The 13,778-nt window shown below is 62.5% G+C and carries 18 protein-coding genes; 11 read left to right on the forward strand and 7 right to left on the reverse strand.

Annotated features, from left to right (window positions below; genetic code table 11):
- Window positions 1–301 precede the first annotated feature (301 nt).
- From ACQB61_RS15385 to ACQB61_RS15400, 4 genes are read left to right on the forward strand one after another with little or no spacing between them, the layout of a single operon-like run.
- Window positions 302–1,132: a sulfite exporter TauE/SafE family protein gene (locus ACQB61_RS15385; RefSeq protein ID WP_430513331.1), complete on the forward strand. Its 831-nt coding sequence runs from the start codon at window positions 302–304 to the stop codon at window positions 1,130–1,132.
- Window positions 1,129–1,488 carry an AzlC family ABC transporter permease gene (locus ACQB61_RS15390; protein WP_430513332.1) on the forward strand — a complete coding sequence of 120 codons (360 nt, stop codon included), beginning with the start codon at window positions 1,129–1,131 and terminating at the stop codon, window positions 1,486–1,488. The genes ACQB61_RS15385 and ACQB61_RS15390 overlap by 4 nt, the downstream gene beginning before the upstream one ends.
- The gene (locus tag ACQB61_RS15395) at window positions 1,485–1,868 is read left to right on the forward strand and encodes an AzlC family ABC transporter permease (RefSeq protein ID WP_430513333.1); all 384 of its coding nucleotides are present in this window, start codon (window positions 1,485–1,487) and stop codon (window positions 1,866–1,868) included. The genes ACQB61_RS15390 and ACQB61_RS15395 overlap by 4 nt, the downstream gene beginning before the upstream one ends.
- On the forward strand, window positions 1,861–2,181 hold the full coding sequence (locus ACQB61_RS15400) for an AzlD family protein (protein ID WP_430513334.1): 321 nt from the start codon (window positions 1,861–1,863) through the stop codon (window positions 2,179–2,181). The genes ACQB61_RS15395 and ACQB61_RS15400 overlap by 8 nt, the downstream gene beginning before the upstream one ends.
- Window positions 2,182–2,249: 68 nt before the next feature.
- On the opposite strand, the gene ACQB61_RS15405 is transcribed toward ACQB61_RS15400, so the two are convergent.
- A complete protein-coding gene (locus ACQB61_RS15405) occupies window positions 2,250–3,521 on the reverse strand; it encodes an AAA family ATPase (RefSeq protein ID WP_430513335.1) in 1,272 nt (423 codons plus the stop codon).
- Complete coding sequence (locus tag ACQB61_RS15410) at window positions 3,518–3,727, reverse strand: hypothetical protein (protein WP_430513336.1); 210 nt, start codon at window positions 3,725–3,727, stop codon at window positions 3,518–3,520. The genes ACQB61_RS15405 and ACQB61_RS15410 overlap by 4 nt, the downstream gene beginning before the upstream one ends.
- Before the next feature lie 155 nt (window positions 3,728–3,882).
- On the opposite strand from ACQB61_RS15410, the gene ACQB61_RS15415 reads away from it, so the two are divergent.
- The 3 genes from ACQB61_RS15415 to ACQB61_RS15425 all read left to right on the forward strand — a co-directional run bounded on the left by ACQB61_RS15415 (window position 3,883) and on the right by ACQB61_RS15425 (window position 7,128).
- A complete protein-coding gene (locus tag ACQB61_RS15415) occupies window positions 3,883–4,263 on the forward strand; it encodes a hypothetical protein (protein ID WP_430513337.1) in 381 nt (126 codons plus the stop codon).
- A gap of 174 nt (window positions 4,264–4,437) precedes the next feature.
- Window positions 4,438–6,108, forward strand: coding sequence for a thiamine pyrophosphate-binding protein (locus ACQB61_RS15420; protein ID WP_430513338.1), 1,671 nt, complete (start codon window positions 4,438–4,440; stop codon window positions 6,106–6,108).
- 189 nt (window positions 6,109–6,297) lie between these two features.
- On the forward strand, window positions 6,298–7,128 hold the full coding sequence (locus ACQB61_RS15425; RefSeq protein WP_430513339.1) for a universal stress protein: 831 nt from the start codon (window positions 6,298–6,300) through the stop codon (window positions 7,126–7,128).
- Window positions 7,129–7,303: 175 nt separating this feature from the next.
- Here the strand turns inward: ACQB61_RS15425 and ACQB61_RS15430 are convergent, their stop codons facing one another.
- The 3 genes from ACQB61_RS15430 to ACQB61_RS15440 are packed head-to-tail and all read right to left on the reverse strand — an operon-like array spanning window position 7,304 to window position 9,221.
- A complete protein-coding gene (locus ACQB61_RS15430) occupies window positions 7,304–7,651 on the reverse strand; it encodes a hypothetical protein (RefSeq protein WP_430513340.1) in 348 nt (115 codons plus the stop codon).
- Window positions 7,621–8,316: a cyclase family protein gene (locus ACQB61_RS15435; protein ID WP_430513341.1), complete on the reverse strand. Its 696-nt coding sequence runs from the start codon at window positions 8,314–8,316 to the stop codon at window positions 7,621–7,623. Before ACQB61_RS15435 ends, ACQB61_RS15430 begins: the two co-directional genes overlap by 31 nt.
- Window positions 8,301–9,221, reverse strand: coding sequence for a 3-hydroxyacyl-CoA dehydrogenase family protein (locus ACQB61_RS15440; protein ID WP_430513342.1), 921 nt, complete (start codon window positions 9,219–9,221; stop codon window positions 8,301–8,303). Before ACQB61_RS15440 ends, ACQB61_RS15435 begins: the two co-directional genes overlap by 16 nt.
- Before the next feature lie 105 nt (window positions 9,222–9,326).
- On the opposite strand from ACQB61_RS15440, the gene ACQB61_RS15445 reads away from it, so the two are divergent.
- The 4 genes from ACQB61_RS15445 to ACQB61_RS15460 are packed head-to-tail and all read left to right on the forward strand — an operon-like array spanning window position 9,327 to window position 11,974.
- Window positions 9,327–10,658, forward strand: a complete 1,332-nt coding sequence (locus ACQB61_RS15445) for a short-chain fatty acid transporter (RefSeq protein WP_430513343.1) — start codon at window positions 9,327–9,329, stop codon at window positions 10,656–10,658.
- 15 nt (window positions 10,659–10,673) lie between these two features.
- Window positions 10,674–10,970, forward strand: coding sequence for a YciI family protein (locus tag ACQB61_RS15450; RefSeq protein WP_430513344.1), 297 nt, complete (start codon window positions 10,674–10,676; stop codon window positions 10,968–10,970).
- On the forward strand, window positions 10,971–11,261 hold the full coding sequence (gene catC, locus ACQB61_RS15455) for a muconolactone Delta-isomerase (protein WP_430513345.1): 291 nt from the start codon (window positions 10,971–10,973) through the stop codon (window positions 11,259–11,261).
- On the forward strand, window positions 11,258–11,974 hold the full coding sequence (locus tag ACQB61_RS15460; RefSeq protein ID WP_430513346.1) for an SDR family NAD(P)-dependent oxidoreductase: 717 nt from the start codon (window positions 11,258–11,260) through the stop codon (window positions 11,972–11,974). The genes catC and ACQB61_RS15460 overlap by 4 nt, the downstream gene beginning before the upstream one ends.
- A 103-nt stretch (window positions 11,975–12,077) precedes the next feature.
- On the opposite strand, the gene pcaD is transcribed toward ACQB61_RS15460, so the two are convergent.
- Together pcaD and ACQB61_RS15470 are read right to left on the reverse strand one after the other, a co-directional pair.
- Window positions 12,078–12,857 (reverse strand): 3-oxoadipate enol-lactonase, encoded by a 780-nt coding sequence (gene pcaD, locus ACQB61_RS15465; RefSeq protein ID WP_430513347.1) that lies wholly within the window; start codon window positions 12,855–12,857, stop codon window positions 12,078–12,080.
- Window positions 12,854–13,765, reverse strand: a complete 912-nt coding sequence (locus ACQB61_RS15470; protein WP_430513348.1) for a LysR substrate-binding domain-containing protein — start codon at window positions 13,763–13,765, stop codon at window positions 12,854–12,856. The genes pcaD and ACQB61_RS15470 overlap by 4 nt, the downstream gene beginning before the upstream one ends.
- Window positions 13,766–13,778 lie beyond the last annotated feature (13 nt).

Here is a 13,778-nt window from a genome sequence, read left to right on the forward strand (position 1 = left end):
GACTATTTTTCCAAATTAATACATAAAAAATACGTAGAGTCGAAGTTGGTATGCGCCACCACAGACTTTGACACCACTTTGCCGTGGCCGAACTCGAGAAGGATAATCTGTGGTGGTCTTCCAGGACGCATGCCCCTGTACTGACCCGGGACCATGAAATGCCAATTGACAGGAAATCACCCGGCCGGACCGTATCCCGAGCCCTTCAAGGCATCATTATTGTATACAATAATCGCCACTGACGGTATCAATGCCGACACACCTGCGCAGAGACGCATCCTCCCAAACGGAAAGAACAGTCATGGATCAGATAAACATCATGGAGCTGGCGTCACTGGCCGCCGCCCTGCTGGCCACCGGCGCCATCGCAGGCATTGCGGCGGGACTGCTCGGCGTTGGCGGCGGCATCGTCATCGTGCCGGTGCTCTATTACGTCTTTCCGCTGGTCGGGGTGGAGGAGGAAATCGTGATGCATCTGGCGGTGGGCACGTCGCTCGCCACCATCGTCGCCACTGGTTACTCCTCAGCGAGAGCGCATTGGTCGCGTGGCAGCGTAGATATGGACCTGCTGAAGCGCTGGTGGCTGCCGATTTCGGCCGGCGTCATCGCCGGGGCAACGCTTGCAGGCAATCTCAGCGGCGGCGCGCTTTCGCTGGTTTTCGGCACCGTGGCGCTGCTGGTATCGGCCAACATGATCCTGCGCAAGGAAGGCAGTGGCATTGCGGACAAACTGCCTGGCTCCCCCATCCGAGAAATGCTGGGCGCGCTCATCGGCGGCGTCTCGGTGATGATGGGCATTGGCGGCGGCACCCTGGGTGTGCCGATCCTGACGCTCTTCTCCTACCCGATCCGCAAGGCTGTGGGCACGGCGGCAGCCATCGGCCTCATCATTGCGGTGCCGGGCACGCTCAGTTCCATCTATTTCGGCTATGGCAATCCGGACTTGCCGCCGTTTTCACTCGGCTATATCAATCTTCTTGGCTTTATTCTGATTATCCCTGGCTCGCTTCTTATGGCCCCCGTGGGCGCGAAGCTGGCGCACACCTTGCCGCCAGCCAAGCTGAGACTTGTCTTCGCCGCGTTTCTTGCATTCACCGGAGCCAGGATGATCTACAGCGTAATGGCAGGATGACGGACAACAGCGCCCCGATTACCCAAAGCGGCATGATGCTCGGCGTGCGGCAGACCCTGCCGCTCGTTCCGGGCATCATCACATTTGCGGCCGTGTTTGGCACGGTCTGCGCCCAGAAGGGGCTGACACTTGCGGAAACCCTGCTGATCAACGCCTTCGTCTTCGCGGGCGCCTCGCAATTCGTGGCGATGGAGCTTTACCGCGACCCGGTGACACCCGCCGTTCTGCTGGCAATGACGGGCATCGCCGCTGCGGTCAACCTGCGCATGCTGCTGCTGGGGGCCTCACTGCGGCCCTGGCTTGGGGGCTCCCCGCCTGGCAGGTCTACCCCTCGCTCTACTTCCTCACCGACATGAACTGGCTGCTCGCCCTGCGCTACCGCGCAGGCGGCGGCAGTGACTGGGGCATTTATCTCGGCAGCGGTCTGCTCATCTGGGTGCTGTGGGCAGTGGCCGTCATTCCAGGCTATTTCCTCGGCCAGCTGTTTGCCGAGCCGCAGCGCTGGGGCCTCGATCTGGTGATGCCCGCCCTCTTCATCACCATGCTGGTGCCCTTGTGGAAGGGCCGCCGCCAGACACTGAGCTGGGGCGTCGCCGCCGTGGTTGCCCTTGCCAGCTGGCAGCTGATCGGTGGCTACTGGTTCGTGCTGACAGGCGCCATTGCAGGTGCCATCGCCGGAGCCTATGCCAGCGACCCCAATGCCACTGACTCTGCTCCGGAGAAGCAAAATGGCTGAGAGCCCCTTCTCCGTCGATCTTCTGTTTTTCCTGACGGTCGTTGCTATGACCGGCGTGACCTATCTGATGCGCGCCGCAGGTTACTGGGTCATGGGCCAGGTGCCTCTGACCCCGCGCATCCGCCGGGGGCTGGAAGCCTTGCCGGGGGCGATCATCGTCTCAACGATCCTGCCCATCGCACTGAAGGGCGGGATACCTGCCGCCCTGTGCCTCATGGTCGCCGCCGCCGTCATGGCTCTGCTGCGCAAGGATATCGTAGCGGTGGTGCTGGCCATTGCGGCAGCTGCGGGCGCCCGCGCCTTAGGGTTCTAAACTGAGCGCCTTGAGCGCTGCGGCGAGTGTGTCCTCGAGAGCTGCGCCGGCCCCGATAACCTGCCAGCTCATCGGCCCCAGATCATAGGCCAGCTGGCGGGAGACAACCTCTGCCGTCGCATCTGACGCATCCCCTTGCGGGCGCTGACCCGTGCCTTGAGCGTGGCTTCCTCAGCCTCCAGCCAGAGCCCGTTGAAAGGCAGCTCCATCACAGCTGCCAGGTCCGCCACCGCCTCCCGCTCGCCCGGCCTTGCGTGGACGGCATCAAGAATAACGCTCTGCCCCGCCGCAAGTGCTGCCCGCGCCTCTGCGATCATCGCCGCATAGACCGCATCGCTTGCCTCCTGCGTATAGGCGCAGGCAGGGGCGCGGCTGGTTTCGGAAAGGCCGAGCATTCGCTTGCGCAACACATCGCTGCGCAGCACCCGCGCCCCCGGCAGTGACAAAAGTTGCGGCGCCAGCACCCCCGCCAGCGTTGACTTGCCCGTGCCGGAAAGGCCTCCGATAGCGATGAGCCGGGGAGTTGCTGGCTCCAATGCCCGGCACGCCAGCGCAAAATAGGCGCGCGCCGCCTCGCGCTGTACATCAGCCAACTTGGAATCCTGCTGGGTGGCGATGCTGGCCGCCGCGATCTTCGCCCGGATGGCGGCACGCATGGAGATGTAGAGCGGCAGAACCGCCAACCCCTCGCCCATCTCCGGCAGCTGTGTCAGGTCGAGATAGCGGTTCAGCAGATGACAGGCAGCAGGTGTCTGGCCGCGGTCGATCAGGTCCATCAGCGCAAACCCCAGATCATAGAGAACGTCGCCGGTGGCAATGCCATCGTCAAACTCCACCGCATCGAAGAGCACCGGCTCGCCGTCAATCAACACCACATTGGCGAGGTGCGCGTCGCCATGGGCCAACCGTATCAGCCCCTTGCGCCCGCGCTGGAGCACAAGATCCTCAATGCGGGCAAGCGCAGCACAGGTGGCGGAGACCAGAGCCTCAACCTCATGGGAGGGAAACAGCTCCGGCGCAGCGCGGAAGGCAGCTTCGTTCTGCACCGCATAGCTGGAAAGCCCGGCGAACCACTCCGCCGCACTCCGCACGGGCGCAGCCGCATGGGCCGCAGCGAATGTCTTTGCCAGTGCAGAGATGAGGCTTTGCGGCAGCGGCCCTTCTGCCGCCACATGGTCCAGCGTCACGCTTTCATCAAAGCGGCGCATGTGCACCAGCGGCTCCACAAGCTCCCCTTCCCCGCCCAGCGCCAGCGTTCCGTCCGCACGCCGCATCACTGCTGTCTCGCCCGGATAAAGCTCTGGCGCGAACAGGCGGTTGCGGGTCAGCTCCGCCGTCACGGCCCGGCGGCGCAGGGAAAGCGTCGAATAGTCCAGGAAGGAAAGCGCACGGCTCGCTTCATCTTGTAGGCATCACCGCCAATCAGAAACACCGTGTTGGCGTGGGTGTCGATCCGCCGCGATCCGGGCTCCGCCCGCACCTGCGCATCGAGAAAGGCGTAAGCTTCGCTCTGATCATCTGGCAGATGGCGTTCTGGCGAGGGCATGTGCATCTCTCATTTCCGCTACGGCAGCAGCTTCTACCATGCGGCAGATACCAGCCTGCCGAATTGATCCTGCTCAATGACCCGCCGCAGCCCTGTGCCAGTCTGATGCCGGAAGAACCGGCAAAACGCCGGAGGATGCAAGGAGGGACCCGCCCATGACCGCAAGCCACGACCTGAAGAAGATAAGACTGAACCTCGCCCGGACCAAGGAGTTCCCCAATGGCTCGGCGCATCATGGCTATGAATTCACCGCGCCGCTGGATGAAACGGGCCATATCGACGCCGTTGCATGGAAAGCAGCGCGGGACCATTGCCGCGTCCGCCGCTTCTGGGGCAGCGAGGAGGAAGAGATTGGCCATCTGGTGCATCGCCCCGGCGGCTCCTGGGCTTTCCGCTATGACATTGACGGCGATGATGACGATGAGGCCGGTTACCGTTTCGGCGCCCATGCCTTCCAGCCGGGGGAATATGTGTCGATCCGCGATGAGGATGGCGAGCTGCATACATTCCAGGTGGTCACCGTTCTTCCGGTGTGATCCTTGATGAAATTCCGGCTCCATGCGGCTCTTCATTCTGATCTGGAATGAAGTCATTGCAAAAAGCCGTGCGGAGCCGGTGTCATGTGCCGTGCCAATTCCCGCGCAGCTGCGCTATAGAGCAGGCAGGCTTGCGCAGCCTTGCGCATCTGCACCAACAGCGGGAAAACGGACATGGCACAGAAGACCGGCGGTCAGCTCCTTGTGGAGGCTTTGGAAACCCATGGGGCGGAGCGCGTGTTCTGCGTTCCGGGCGAAAGCTATCTCGCCGTTCTCGACGCCCTGCATGATGCCAATATCCCGGTGACCGTGTGCCGTCAGGAAGGCGGCGCAGCAATGATGGCCGAGGCCCACGGCAAGCTGACGGGCCGGCCCGGCATCTGCATGGTCACCCGGGGTCCCGGCGCCACCAATGCCTCTGCGGGCGTACACGTGGCCGCGCAGGACTCAACCCCGATGATCCTCTTCATCGGCCAGATCGAACGCGGCATGCGCGAGCGTGAGGCGTTTCAGGAAGTTGATTACCGGCAGATGTTCGGCGGCATCGCCAAATGGGTTGCCGAAATCGACCACGCAGACCGGGTGCCGGAGTTCATCTCCCGTGCCTATCACGTGGCCACGTCCGGCCGCCCCGGCCCCGTCGTTCTCGCCCTGCCGGAAGACACGCTGGTGGAGCTGGCGGATGTGGCCCAGCCCGAGCCGTGGAAGCAGGTGGAAACCCATCCGGGCCTGACCCAGATGGCCGATCTGCAAAAGCGCCTGTGGGCGGCAGAGCGCCCCATCGCCATTCTCGGCGGCAGCCGCTGGACGGCAGAGGCCGTCGCCGCCTTCACCCGCTTTGCCGAACGCTTCGAACTGCCAGTTGCCTGCTCATTCCGCCGCCAGATGCTGTTCGACAACCTGCACCCCAATTATGCCGGCGACGTGGGGATTGGCGCCAATCCTAAGCTGCTCGCGCGTATCAAGGCCAGCGACCTCGTGCTGCTTGTGGGCGGGCGCCTGTCCGAAATGCCGAGCCAGTCCTACACGCTGCTGGACATTCCCCAGCCGTCGCAGCAGTTCATCCATGTTTATCCGGACCCCGACGAGCTGGGCCGCGTCTACCGCCCCAGCCTTGCCATCAACGCCTCCCCCACCGCCTTCTGCAAGGCGGCTGAAGGACTGCAGCCGCCAGTGAGCAACAAGTGCGCGGGCACCGCTGCTGAAGCGCATGCAGACTACCTCGCTTGGTCGGGAGCCAGGCCGCAGACGCCGGGCGCCCTGCAGATGGCAGGCGTCATGGACTATCTGGAGGCCAACGCCGCTCCCGGCACGATCTTTACCAATGGCGCAGGCAACTATGCCACCTGGCTGCACCGCTTCCACCGCTTCCGCCAGTTCGCCACGCAGGCTGCTCCCACCTCCGGCTCCATGGGGTATGGCCTGCCGGGCGCCATTGCTGCCAAGCTCGCCTTCCCGCAGCAGGATGTGGTCTGCTTTGCCGGTGACGGCTGCCTGCAGATGACCATTCAAGAGCTGGGCACTGCGGCACAGGAAGGAGCTGCCGTCATCGTGTTTGTCATCGACAACGGCATGTATGGCACCATCCGCATGCATCAGGAACGGCATTATCCGGGCCGCATCTCGGCAACGAAACTGGAAAACCCGGACTTCGCCGCCCTTGCCCGCGCCTATGGCGCCCATGCTGAAACAGTGACGGCAACAGAGGACTTCGGGCCGGCCTTCGAGCGGGCACGGGCCAGCGGCAAGCTGTCGCTGCTGCATCTGAAGCTCGATCCGGAAGCCCTCACTCCGGCTGCATCGCTCAGCCAGATCCGTGCTGCCGCGGAGGCTGCCAAAGCCTGAGACAATTCTTCTCCCGTCGCAGCAGCGCGCGGAACAAACAAGTTTCGCGCGGCATTTCCCCTTTGAGCAGCCGGATCTGACCAAGGGTTGAAAATATCGGGATTGACCCGTGTCAATGTACGGTCATGCTTGCCAGCCTAACGTGAGACCTGAAGGGCTCATGAGGGGCCAAGCGACGGGAGACTTGAAATGGCTTTGAGAGACATTCTGATGGTGACCGATCTGTCGGGCGATCAGCAGGCGGTGAAATACGGCATCGAACTTGCTGCCCGCTGCGACGCCCATGCCACCGGTCTTGCCCTTGCTTATGAGCCCGTGGTTCCGGCCTTTGCTGCGGCCCCCGTTCCGGTCGATTTCATCGAGCAGAGCAGGCAGTTTGCACTGGCTTCGGCAAAGACGTCGCTGGACACCTTCAACGAGCTGGCCCGCCTTGGCGGCGTCAAATCCGAAGGCCGGCTGGCCGAAGTCATCACCGGTGGCCCGATGGAGCCGGTGCTGCGCCATTGCCGCCTGACCGATCTGATCGTTGTCGGCCAGGAAAACCCGGACCAGCCGGAACCCATGCGCGAGCTACTGATCGAAACGGCCCTGTTTGAAAGCGGCGTGCCGGTCCTGATCGTGCCTTACATCGGCGCCCCGGCACCGAAGTTTGAGAATGTGCTGGTCGCCTGGGATGGCAGTTCCACCGCCACCCGTGCGGTCCATGCTGCCCTGCCGATCCTTGCCATGGCAAAGAAGGTGACCGTGCTGATCGTCAACAAGGGCTCCAAGATGGCCGGAGAGCCGGGCGCTGACATGGCCACCTATCTCGCCCGCCATGGCCTCAACGTCACCGTGGACGTGATCACCAACACCCAGACCAGTATCGCCGAAACGCTGCTGAACTATGTCAGCGACAACGGCAAGGATCTCGTGGTGATGGGCGGCTACGGACACAGCCGCGTGCGCGAGTTCCTCTTCGGCGGCGCCACCCGCGACATCCTCTCTGCCATGACCGTGCCAGTGCTAATGGCGCATTGACGGCCGTATTTGAGGGAAGCTTCCTGACAGCCGGATTTCCAGCTGGCCACAGCTTCCCTCCCTCCCCAAATGAGAAAATGCCCCGGCATGGGGCTTAGGGGCCAAGGCGCGATCAGCGCATTGGCCCCTGCTTTCCCGTGTCTGGAACACCGGAGCGAAGCCGCCGCATCACATTTCAGATGGTTGCCACGGGCGTCACCGGCGAGCCGATGGCACCAGGGAGAAAGAGCGGAGGCGCCGTGAGGAAGGCGGCGTTGCGTCCGCGGGCAGCCAGAGCGGTGGCAAGGGCGCGCAGGTCCCACAATTCGGCGAGCGGCAGGCCGAGCTTGAACAGGCAATGGTGGTGCAGCGGCAGGCGCAGGCAGCAGGCATGCGGGTCCGTATGCGGGTTTTCGACGGCGTAATTGTCGGCGGCGATGGCTGCGATCCGGCTTTGCGTGATCCACTCGTGCAGGGCCTTGTCCGTTCCGTCAAGCACCGCGCCCGTGGCGTTCAGCCGGTCAGGGTCCGGTGCGTCCTGCATGTCCTGCAGCGCTTCGGCATAGCCGGTGCGCAGCAGCAGGATATCCCCTTGCGGATCTCCACGTCCTGCGCCTTGATGACTTCTTTCAGCATGTCCAGGCTGACGATCGTGCGGCCGGTGCCGAAGTGGCGGACGAAATCAATGAGGACGCCGCGGCCCTGAATGGCTGTCCGTGCCATTTCAGCAACGGAAAGACGCCTTGCGTAGGAGGCGTGCCCTTCTTCGCCGCCCTCGCCCAGCACATCCACATCTGCCTGGTGGCCGTTGTAGTAGCAGCGCTCCGCCACGCCGTCTCCGTCAGCATCAAACAAGGCGCCGACATGGGCCAGCGAATCCCACTGGGTGGAATATTGCGTCGAGAGCAGCACCTGATCATCGCTGAGCACGTCCTTCAGCAGCGGGTCCGTCTCGCTCAGGGGATAGTTGATGTATGGCGTGCCGCCGAGGCAGGTGGGGGCAAGACGGGGCGGCTTGCGCCGGGGGTTGAGGACCAGCTTTCCGGGCAGATCGAGCGGAAGCGACAGGCAGAAGGCAAGGCCTTCGCGGATCTCTTGCGCTGCCGCCAGCCTTTCCTCCGTACCGATGTAGTTCAAGGTTCCCAGCTGGTCGTCTTCGCCGAAGTCTCCCCAGTTCGAGCCCTCCGGCGTGTTCACCCATTTCGGCATGTGCTGTCCTCCTCCGGTTCACCGGCCGCTGCGGCAAGGCGGATGACCTGTGGCAGCAAGCGCTCGATTTCATCCATACGCTGTGTAAGGGTTGCATCCCAGGCATAAAAGCCTTGTCCTGACTTCCGGCCCAGTTCTCCGGCCTCAACCCTTGCAAACAGGCTCTCCGGCGGGCTCTGGCGCGCATCAAGCTCCGGGTAGAGGTAGGAGGCAATGTTGAGGTGAGTATCGAGGCCATTGAGATCCCGCTGCAGCATCGGGCCGATCAGCGCCAGCCGGACGCCGATCGAATAGCGGGTCACCAAATCAATGGTTGCGGCATCCGCCACGCCGCTGCCGATCAGGTGAAAGCACTCTCTCAGCATGGCGTGCTGCAGCCGGTTGGCGATAAAGCCGGGCACCTCGGTGTTGAGACGAGCCACCTTTTTCCCCGAGGCTTCCAGAATCCGCACCATCCTGTCCGTCACGTCTTCCCGTGTCTGCGCGCCCGGCACGACTTCGACAGCGGGAATGAGATCGGCGGGATTGAAAAAATGCGCGATGAGAAAGCGGCCGGGACAGGTCATGCCCCGGGTGAGATCATCCGTCCGCAGACCGGAGGTGTTGGAGGCGATGATGGTCTCACTTGCGAAAAAATCTTCCAGATCGCGCAGAACCTGGTGCTTTAGCTCCAGCTTCTCGGGAACGGCCTCAAACACGGCCTCCACATCTTTCCACTCATCACCGAGGACTTCCAGCCGGGTCGCGAACTCGACCGGACTGTCCTCGTGATCGAGAAAATCCCGTGCTTTTTCAAGCGCTTCGCCAGAGCGGTCCACCAGCGCCACGCGATAGCCAGCTTGCAGGAAATGCCTGCAGATCCGGGTTCCCATCACCCCGGCGCCGATGACGGCAACCTTCTTCATTCATCGCCCTCCAACAGATATATATTGACAATATAAGTTCGTATGAGTGATTAGCAATAAATATTAGAAGCTGACATCGGGGCGGGAGGCCCCAGGGGAGGAACCGTGAACGCTATCGCGAATGTTTTTACGCGGATTGTGAACCGCTACATGCCGGACCCAATGGTCGTGGCCATTTTGCTGACTGCTCTGAGCGTGGTCTTTGCCATTGCGATGGAGGGAAGCAGCTTTGTTGACGTGGCCCGCTATTGGGGCGGCGGCTTCTGGAACCTGCTCGCCTTCACCATGCAGATGACGGTCATCCTGCTGGCCGGATACATCCTTGCCCGGACGCCGGCCGTGGACAAGCTGATGGACTGGGTGGTCATGGGCATCAGCACGCCCCGCGCGGCCATCATTGCCGCGACGCTGTTTGGCGGCGTCGGCAGCTGGCTCAACTGGGGCTTCGGTCTGGTTCTCGGCACGCTGATCGCGCAGAAGCTGGGCCGCAAGGTCAAGGGGCTGCACTATCCGCTGGTCATTGCCGCAGGCTATTCCGGCTTTGCGGTCTATGGCGTGGGGCTGTCCGGTTCCGTGCCGCTGCTGATCAACACGCCGGGGCACTTCCTGGAGAAGACCATTGGCCTTGTGCCGCTGAACGAGACCATCTTCTCGCCCTATCTGATCGCGATGAACCTCGTCATCCTGGTCACGCTGCCGCTCTTCAACGTGATGCTGCATCCGAAGAAGCCGGAAGACGTGATCGAAGCCAAGCCGGAGCCGGAACTGGAGTCCAAGGATGCTGCACCGGTGGTGCGGGAGAACACCCTTGCCGAACGGCTGAACAACTCCCGGATCATCGGTGTGGGCACCGGCCTCTTCGGTCTCTTCTATGCCGGCCTTTATCTGTTTGAAGGCGGCGGTGTCACCCTCAACTTCGTGAACCTCCTGTTCCTATTCCTCGGCATCACGCTGTTCGTCACGCCGAGCCGGTTCCTTGGGGCTGTCAACGAAGGCGTGAAGGTCGTCAGCGGCATCATCATCCAGTATCCGTTCTATGCAGGTATCCTTGCGATCCTTGGTGGTTCCGGCCTGATCGTGACCCTGTCCAACTGGTTCGTCTCCTTCTCCAGCGCCGAAACCCTGCCGATCTGGTCCTTCTTCTCGGCGGGCCTGATCAACATCTTCGTGCCGTCGGGTGGCGGTCAGTGGGTGATCCAGGGTCCGGTGATGATGGATGCGGCCGCAAAGCTCGGCGCCTCCATTCCGGCAACGGCACTTGCCGTCCAGATCGGCGACCAGTGGACCAACATGGTACAGCCGTTCTGGCTTCTGCCGGCTCTGGCCATCTCTGGCCTGAAGCTCAAGGATCTCATGGGATACATGGTCCTTGTGCTGTTCTACCTCGGCATCCTGTTTCTCGCGACCGTTGCCATCTGGGGTTACATGGGAGTCTGACCGGCCATGCCATGGATGATTGAAACTTTCGACAAGGAAGGCTGCGCAGACCTGCGCAGCCAGCTCCGCCCGGTTCACCTTGACTATCTCGAGGCCAACAAGGCCCTGCTGCTGGCCTGCGGTGCCAAGCTGGACGACGAAGGCAAGACTGCCAGTGGTGGCTTGTATTTGCTTGATGTGGACAGCAGGGAAGAGGCGCAGGCTTTCATCGAGGCAGATCCCTTCCATCAGGGCGGCCTGTTCCAGCGGGTCGAGGTGCTGCGCTGGCGCAAGGCCTATCTCGATGGCCGCAACACGTTAAACGAGGACTGAATGCTCTATCACGTTGCCATGACCGTGAACCTTCCCGCAGACATGGATCCTGCCGTTGCCGCGCAGATCAAGGCTGAGGAAAAGGCCTATTCCCAGGCACTGCAGAAAGAGGGTGTCTGGCGGCATATCTGGCGTGTCAGCGGGCTTTACGAGAACGTCAGCATCTTTGACTGCCGGGACCATGACCACCTGCACGAGGTGCTGATGGGGCTGCCGCTCTATCCCTACATGGATATCAGCGTGACGCCTCTGAACCGCCATCCCTCGTCCATTCATCCGGGCGACCAGTGACCGGCTTTTCACGGCGTGCTGCCGTCATCACCGGCGGCAGCAACGGCATCGGCGCTGCCATCACGCAGCGGCTGAAGGCCGACGGCTTCCGGACCATCGTTCTTGACCTGACGGAGCCCACCCGTCCGGCAGACAGGTTTCACAAGGTGGATCTTGCCGAAGCGGATGCCCTGGAAAGCCTGTGTGCCATGCTTGCGGCAGAAGAAGAGGTGACCTGTCTGGTCAACAACGCCGGCATTGTTGCCCCGGCTGCGCTGGAAGATCTGGAGATGGCGGACTTTGACCGCCTGATGCACATCAATCTCCGGCCTTCCATCGTCTGCGCGAGGGCATTCCTGCCGGTGATGAAGGCGCTCGGCGGTGGCCGCATCGTCATGAACACGAGCCGGGTAACCAAGGGCAAGGAGCTGCGGACGCTCTATTCCGCCACGAAGGGGGCCGCACAATCCATGGCGCGGACCTGGGCACTCGAGCTGGGCCTGCATGGCATTACGGTCAACTGCGTCGCACCGGGGCCGATTGCCACGGATGCCTTCTGGCGCAACAACCCGCCCGAGGCGGAAAGGACGCAAGAGATCATCAACAGGGTCCCCGTCCGGCGCCTTGGCACCGGTGAGGACGTTGCCAACGCCGTGTCCTTCTTCTGCGCACCAGAAGCGGGCTTCGTGACCGGCCAGACGCTTTTCGTCTGCGGCGGTGTGACTGCGGGGTAGATCTCCCAGCGCAGGCGGTGCCGCCGTTCTTGCATGAAGGCAGAAGATAAAATTCAAGGGAGCGGTCCTGCCGGGCCGCTCCCTTGCTGTATTTTGCCTTGGCTCAGGCGCCAATATGGGCGCGCAGCAGCTCCGTGAAACGCTCTGGCTGCTCGACGCAGGGCAAGTGGCCGGCTGCTGCGATTTCCACGAAACGTGCACCCTTGATCTGATCCGCCATGGCTTTCACCAGAGCGGGCGGGGTTGAGGCGTCTTCGGCTCCGGCGATGACGAGAGTGGGTTGCGCAATGCTGGCCAGATCCGCCGTGTAATCCGCATCCCGGATGGCTGCGCAGACCTGGGCGTACCCTTCTGCAGGTGTCCGCTCCAGCATGGCGCGCCACATCTGGAAATCTTCACTCGTCTGATAGCCCGGGGCGAACCAGCGGGAGAGAATGGTATCGCTGATGGAGGCAATGCCTTCGGACAGCACGGTGCTGATGCGCGGGTTCCAGATGTCGGGGGAGCCGATCTTCGCAGCCGTATCGGAGAGCACGAGGTGGGTCATGGCCTGCGGACGGCGCAGGGCAAGCCGCTGCATGATCAGCCCGCCGACGGACAGGCCAACGCCAGTGAACCGGGTGATGCCATGGTGATCCAGCAAGGTTTCCAGATCATCCGCCATGGTTTCGATCGACAGGGTCGCATGTGCAGCGCTCAATCCGTGGCCGCGCTTGTCATGCCGCAACAGGCCCCATGAGGCGGGCAGCCGCGCAACGACCCTGTCCCAGACCCGCAGGTCTGTTCCAAGGGAATTTGCAAATACGAGCACCGGCGCGCCCTCTGCAGCCGGGCGGTAGCCATGATAAAGGCCGTCGAGGGCAGTAAAGGTTTCGCAGGTCAATTGGCGGGCTCCTGGAGTGTAAGGTCATCAAGGCAGGACAGGAAAAGCTCCAGTGCAGGACTTTGCCGTTCCACCTGATAAACGAGAGAGATGTTGGCTGTTTCCTCCACATCGGCCAGCGGCTTGTAGACCACGCCGGGCATAAGGAGGTTGCGGACGGATTGAGGTACGACCGCTACGCCAAGCCCAGCCGCGACAAGGCTCACGATCGAAGCAAACTGGGGAGAGCGCTGCACCACATCGGGCGTGATGCCTGCCCTTGCGCATGCCCGGTGCATGGCGGCGGCAAAGCCCGTATTCGGCGGCAGATGGGTTGTGACGAAGGGTTCGCCGCCAAGGCTGGCAAGATGCACGGGCGTGTCACTCTCTGCCAGAGGATGGCTCTGTGGAATGGCGAGCCAAAGCCTCTCCTGGCACAGGGTGCGCATCACCACATTGTCCGGCATATTTGGGAACGGGAGGCGGACAATTCCGGCGTCCAGATTGCCGGCCGAGACTTCGGGGATCTGCCGGTCGAGATCCATAAGCGTCAGGCGAAGCTGCGTGTCGGGTGCCTTCTCCCGGAAACCGCGCACGAGCTTGGTCAGGACACCGTTGAAGGCCGCCGCCCCGATGTAGCCGAGCGCCAGTTCGCCGATCATTCCCCGCCCTGCGCGCATGGCAACGCTTTCAGCCCTCGCCGCATGCCGCAATACGGCACGCGCCTCCGGCAGCAGCAGCTGCCCCGCCGGAGCAAGGCCGACATTGCGGCGGTTGCGCTCGAACAAGGTCGCGCCAATCAGCTCTTCCATTTGTTTGAGCTGTAGTGTCAACTGCGGCTGAGAAATGCCAAGGCGTTCCGACGCACGGCCGAAATGCAGCTCTTCTGCAAGGACGACAAGCAACTCATAATGCCGAAGCAGCAGCATTGTTATAAGTCCA

The organism is Pannonibacter phragmitetus (genome assembly GCF_050510895.1).
Lineage (GTDB): Bacteria > Pseudomonadota > Alphaproteobacteria > Rhizobiales > Stappiaceae > Pannonibacter > Pannonibacter phragmitetus_B.

What these genes read in the sequence shown, in the direction of transcription:
- ACQB61_RS15420 (WP_430513338.1), top strand. Translation starts at nt 4,438, where the DNA reads ATGGCACAGAAGACCGGCGGTCAGCTCCTTGTGGAGGCTTTGGAAACC.
- catC (WP_430513345.1), top strand. Translation starts at nt 10,971, where the DNA reads ATGCTCTATCACGTTGCCATGACCGTGAACCTTCCCGCAGACATGGAT.
- ACQB61_RS15470 (WP_430513348.1), bottom strand. Translation starts at nt 13,765, where the DNA reads ATGCTGCTGCTTCGGCATTATGAGTTGCTTGTCGTCCTTGCAGAAGAG.
- ACQB61_RS15435 (WP_430513341.1), bottom strand. Translation starts at nt 8,316, where the DNA reads ATGCCGAAATGGGTGAACACGCCGGAGGGCTCGAACTGGGGAGACTTC.
- ACQB61_RS15450 (WP_430513344.1), top strand. Translation starts at nt 10,674, where the DNA reads ATGATTGAAACTTTCGACAAGGAAGGCTGCGCAGACCTGCGCAGCCAG.
- ACQB61_RS15390 (WP_430513332.1), top strand. Translation starts at nt 1,129, where the DNA reads ATGACGGACAACAGCGCCCCGATTACCCAAAGCGGCATGATGCTCGGC.
- ACQB61_RS15440 (WP_430513342.1), bottom strand. Translation starts at nt 9,221, where the DNA reads ATGAAGAAGGTTGCCGTCATCGGCGCCGGGGTGATGGGAACCCGGATC.
- ACQB61_RS15410 (WP_430513336.1), bottom strand. Translation starts at nt 3,727, where the DNA reads ATGCCCTCGCCAGAACGCCATCTGCCAGATGATCAGAGCGAAGCTTAC.
- ACQB61_RS15425 (WP_430513339.1), top strand. Translation starts at nt 6,298, where the DNA reads ATGGCTTTGAGAGACATTCTGATGGTGACCGATCTGTCGGGCGATCAG.
- ACQB61_RS15400 (WP_430513334.1), top strand. Translation starts at nt 1,861, where the DNA reads ATGGCTGAGAGCCCCTTCTCCGTCGATCTTCTGTTTTTCCTGACGGTC.
- ACQB61_RS15430 (WP_430513340.1), bottom strand. Translation starts at nt 7,651, where the DNA reads ATGCAGGACGCACCGGACCCTGACCGGCTGAACGCCACGGGCGCGGTG.
- ACQB61_RS15385 (WP_430513331.1), top strand. Translation starts at nt 302, where the DNA reads ATGGATCAGATAAACATCATGGAGCTGGCGTCACTGGCCGCCGCCCTG.
- ACQB61_RS15415 (WP_430513337.1), top strand. Translation starts at nt 3,883, where the DNA reads ATGACCGCAAGCCACGACCTGAAGAAGATAAGACTGAACCTCGCCCGG.
- ACQB61_RS15395 (WP_430513333.1), top strand. Translation starts at nt 1,485, where the DNA reads ATGAACTGGCTGCTCGCCCTGCGCTACCGCGCAGGCGGCGGCAGTGAC.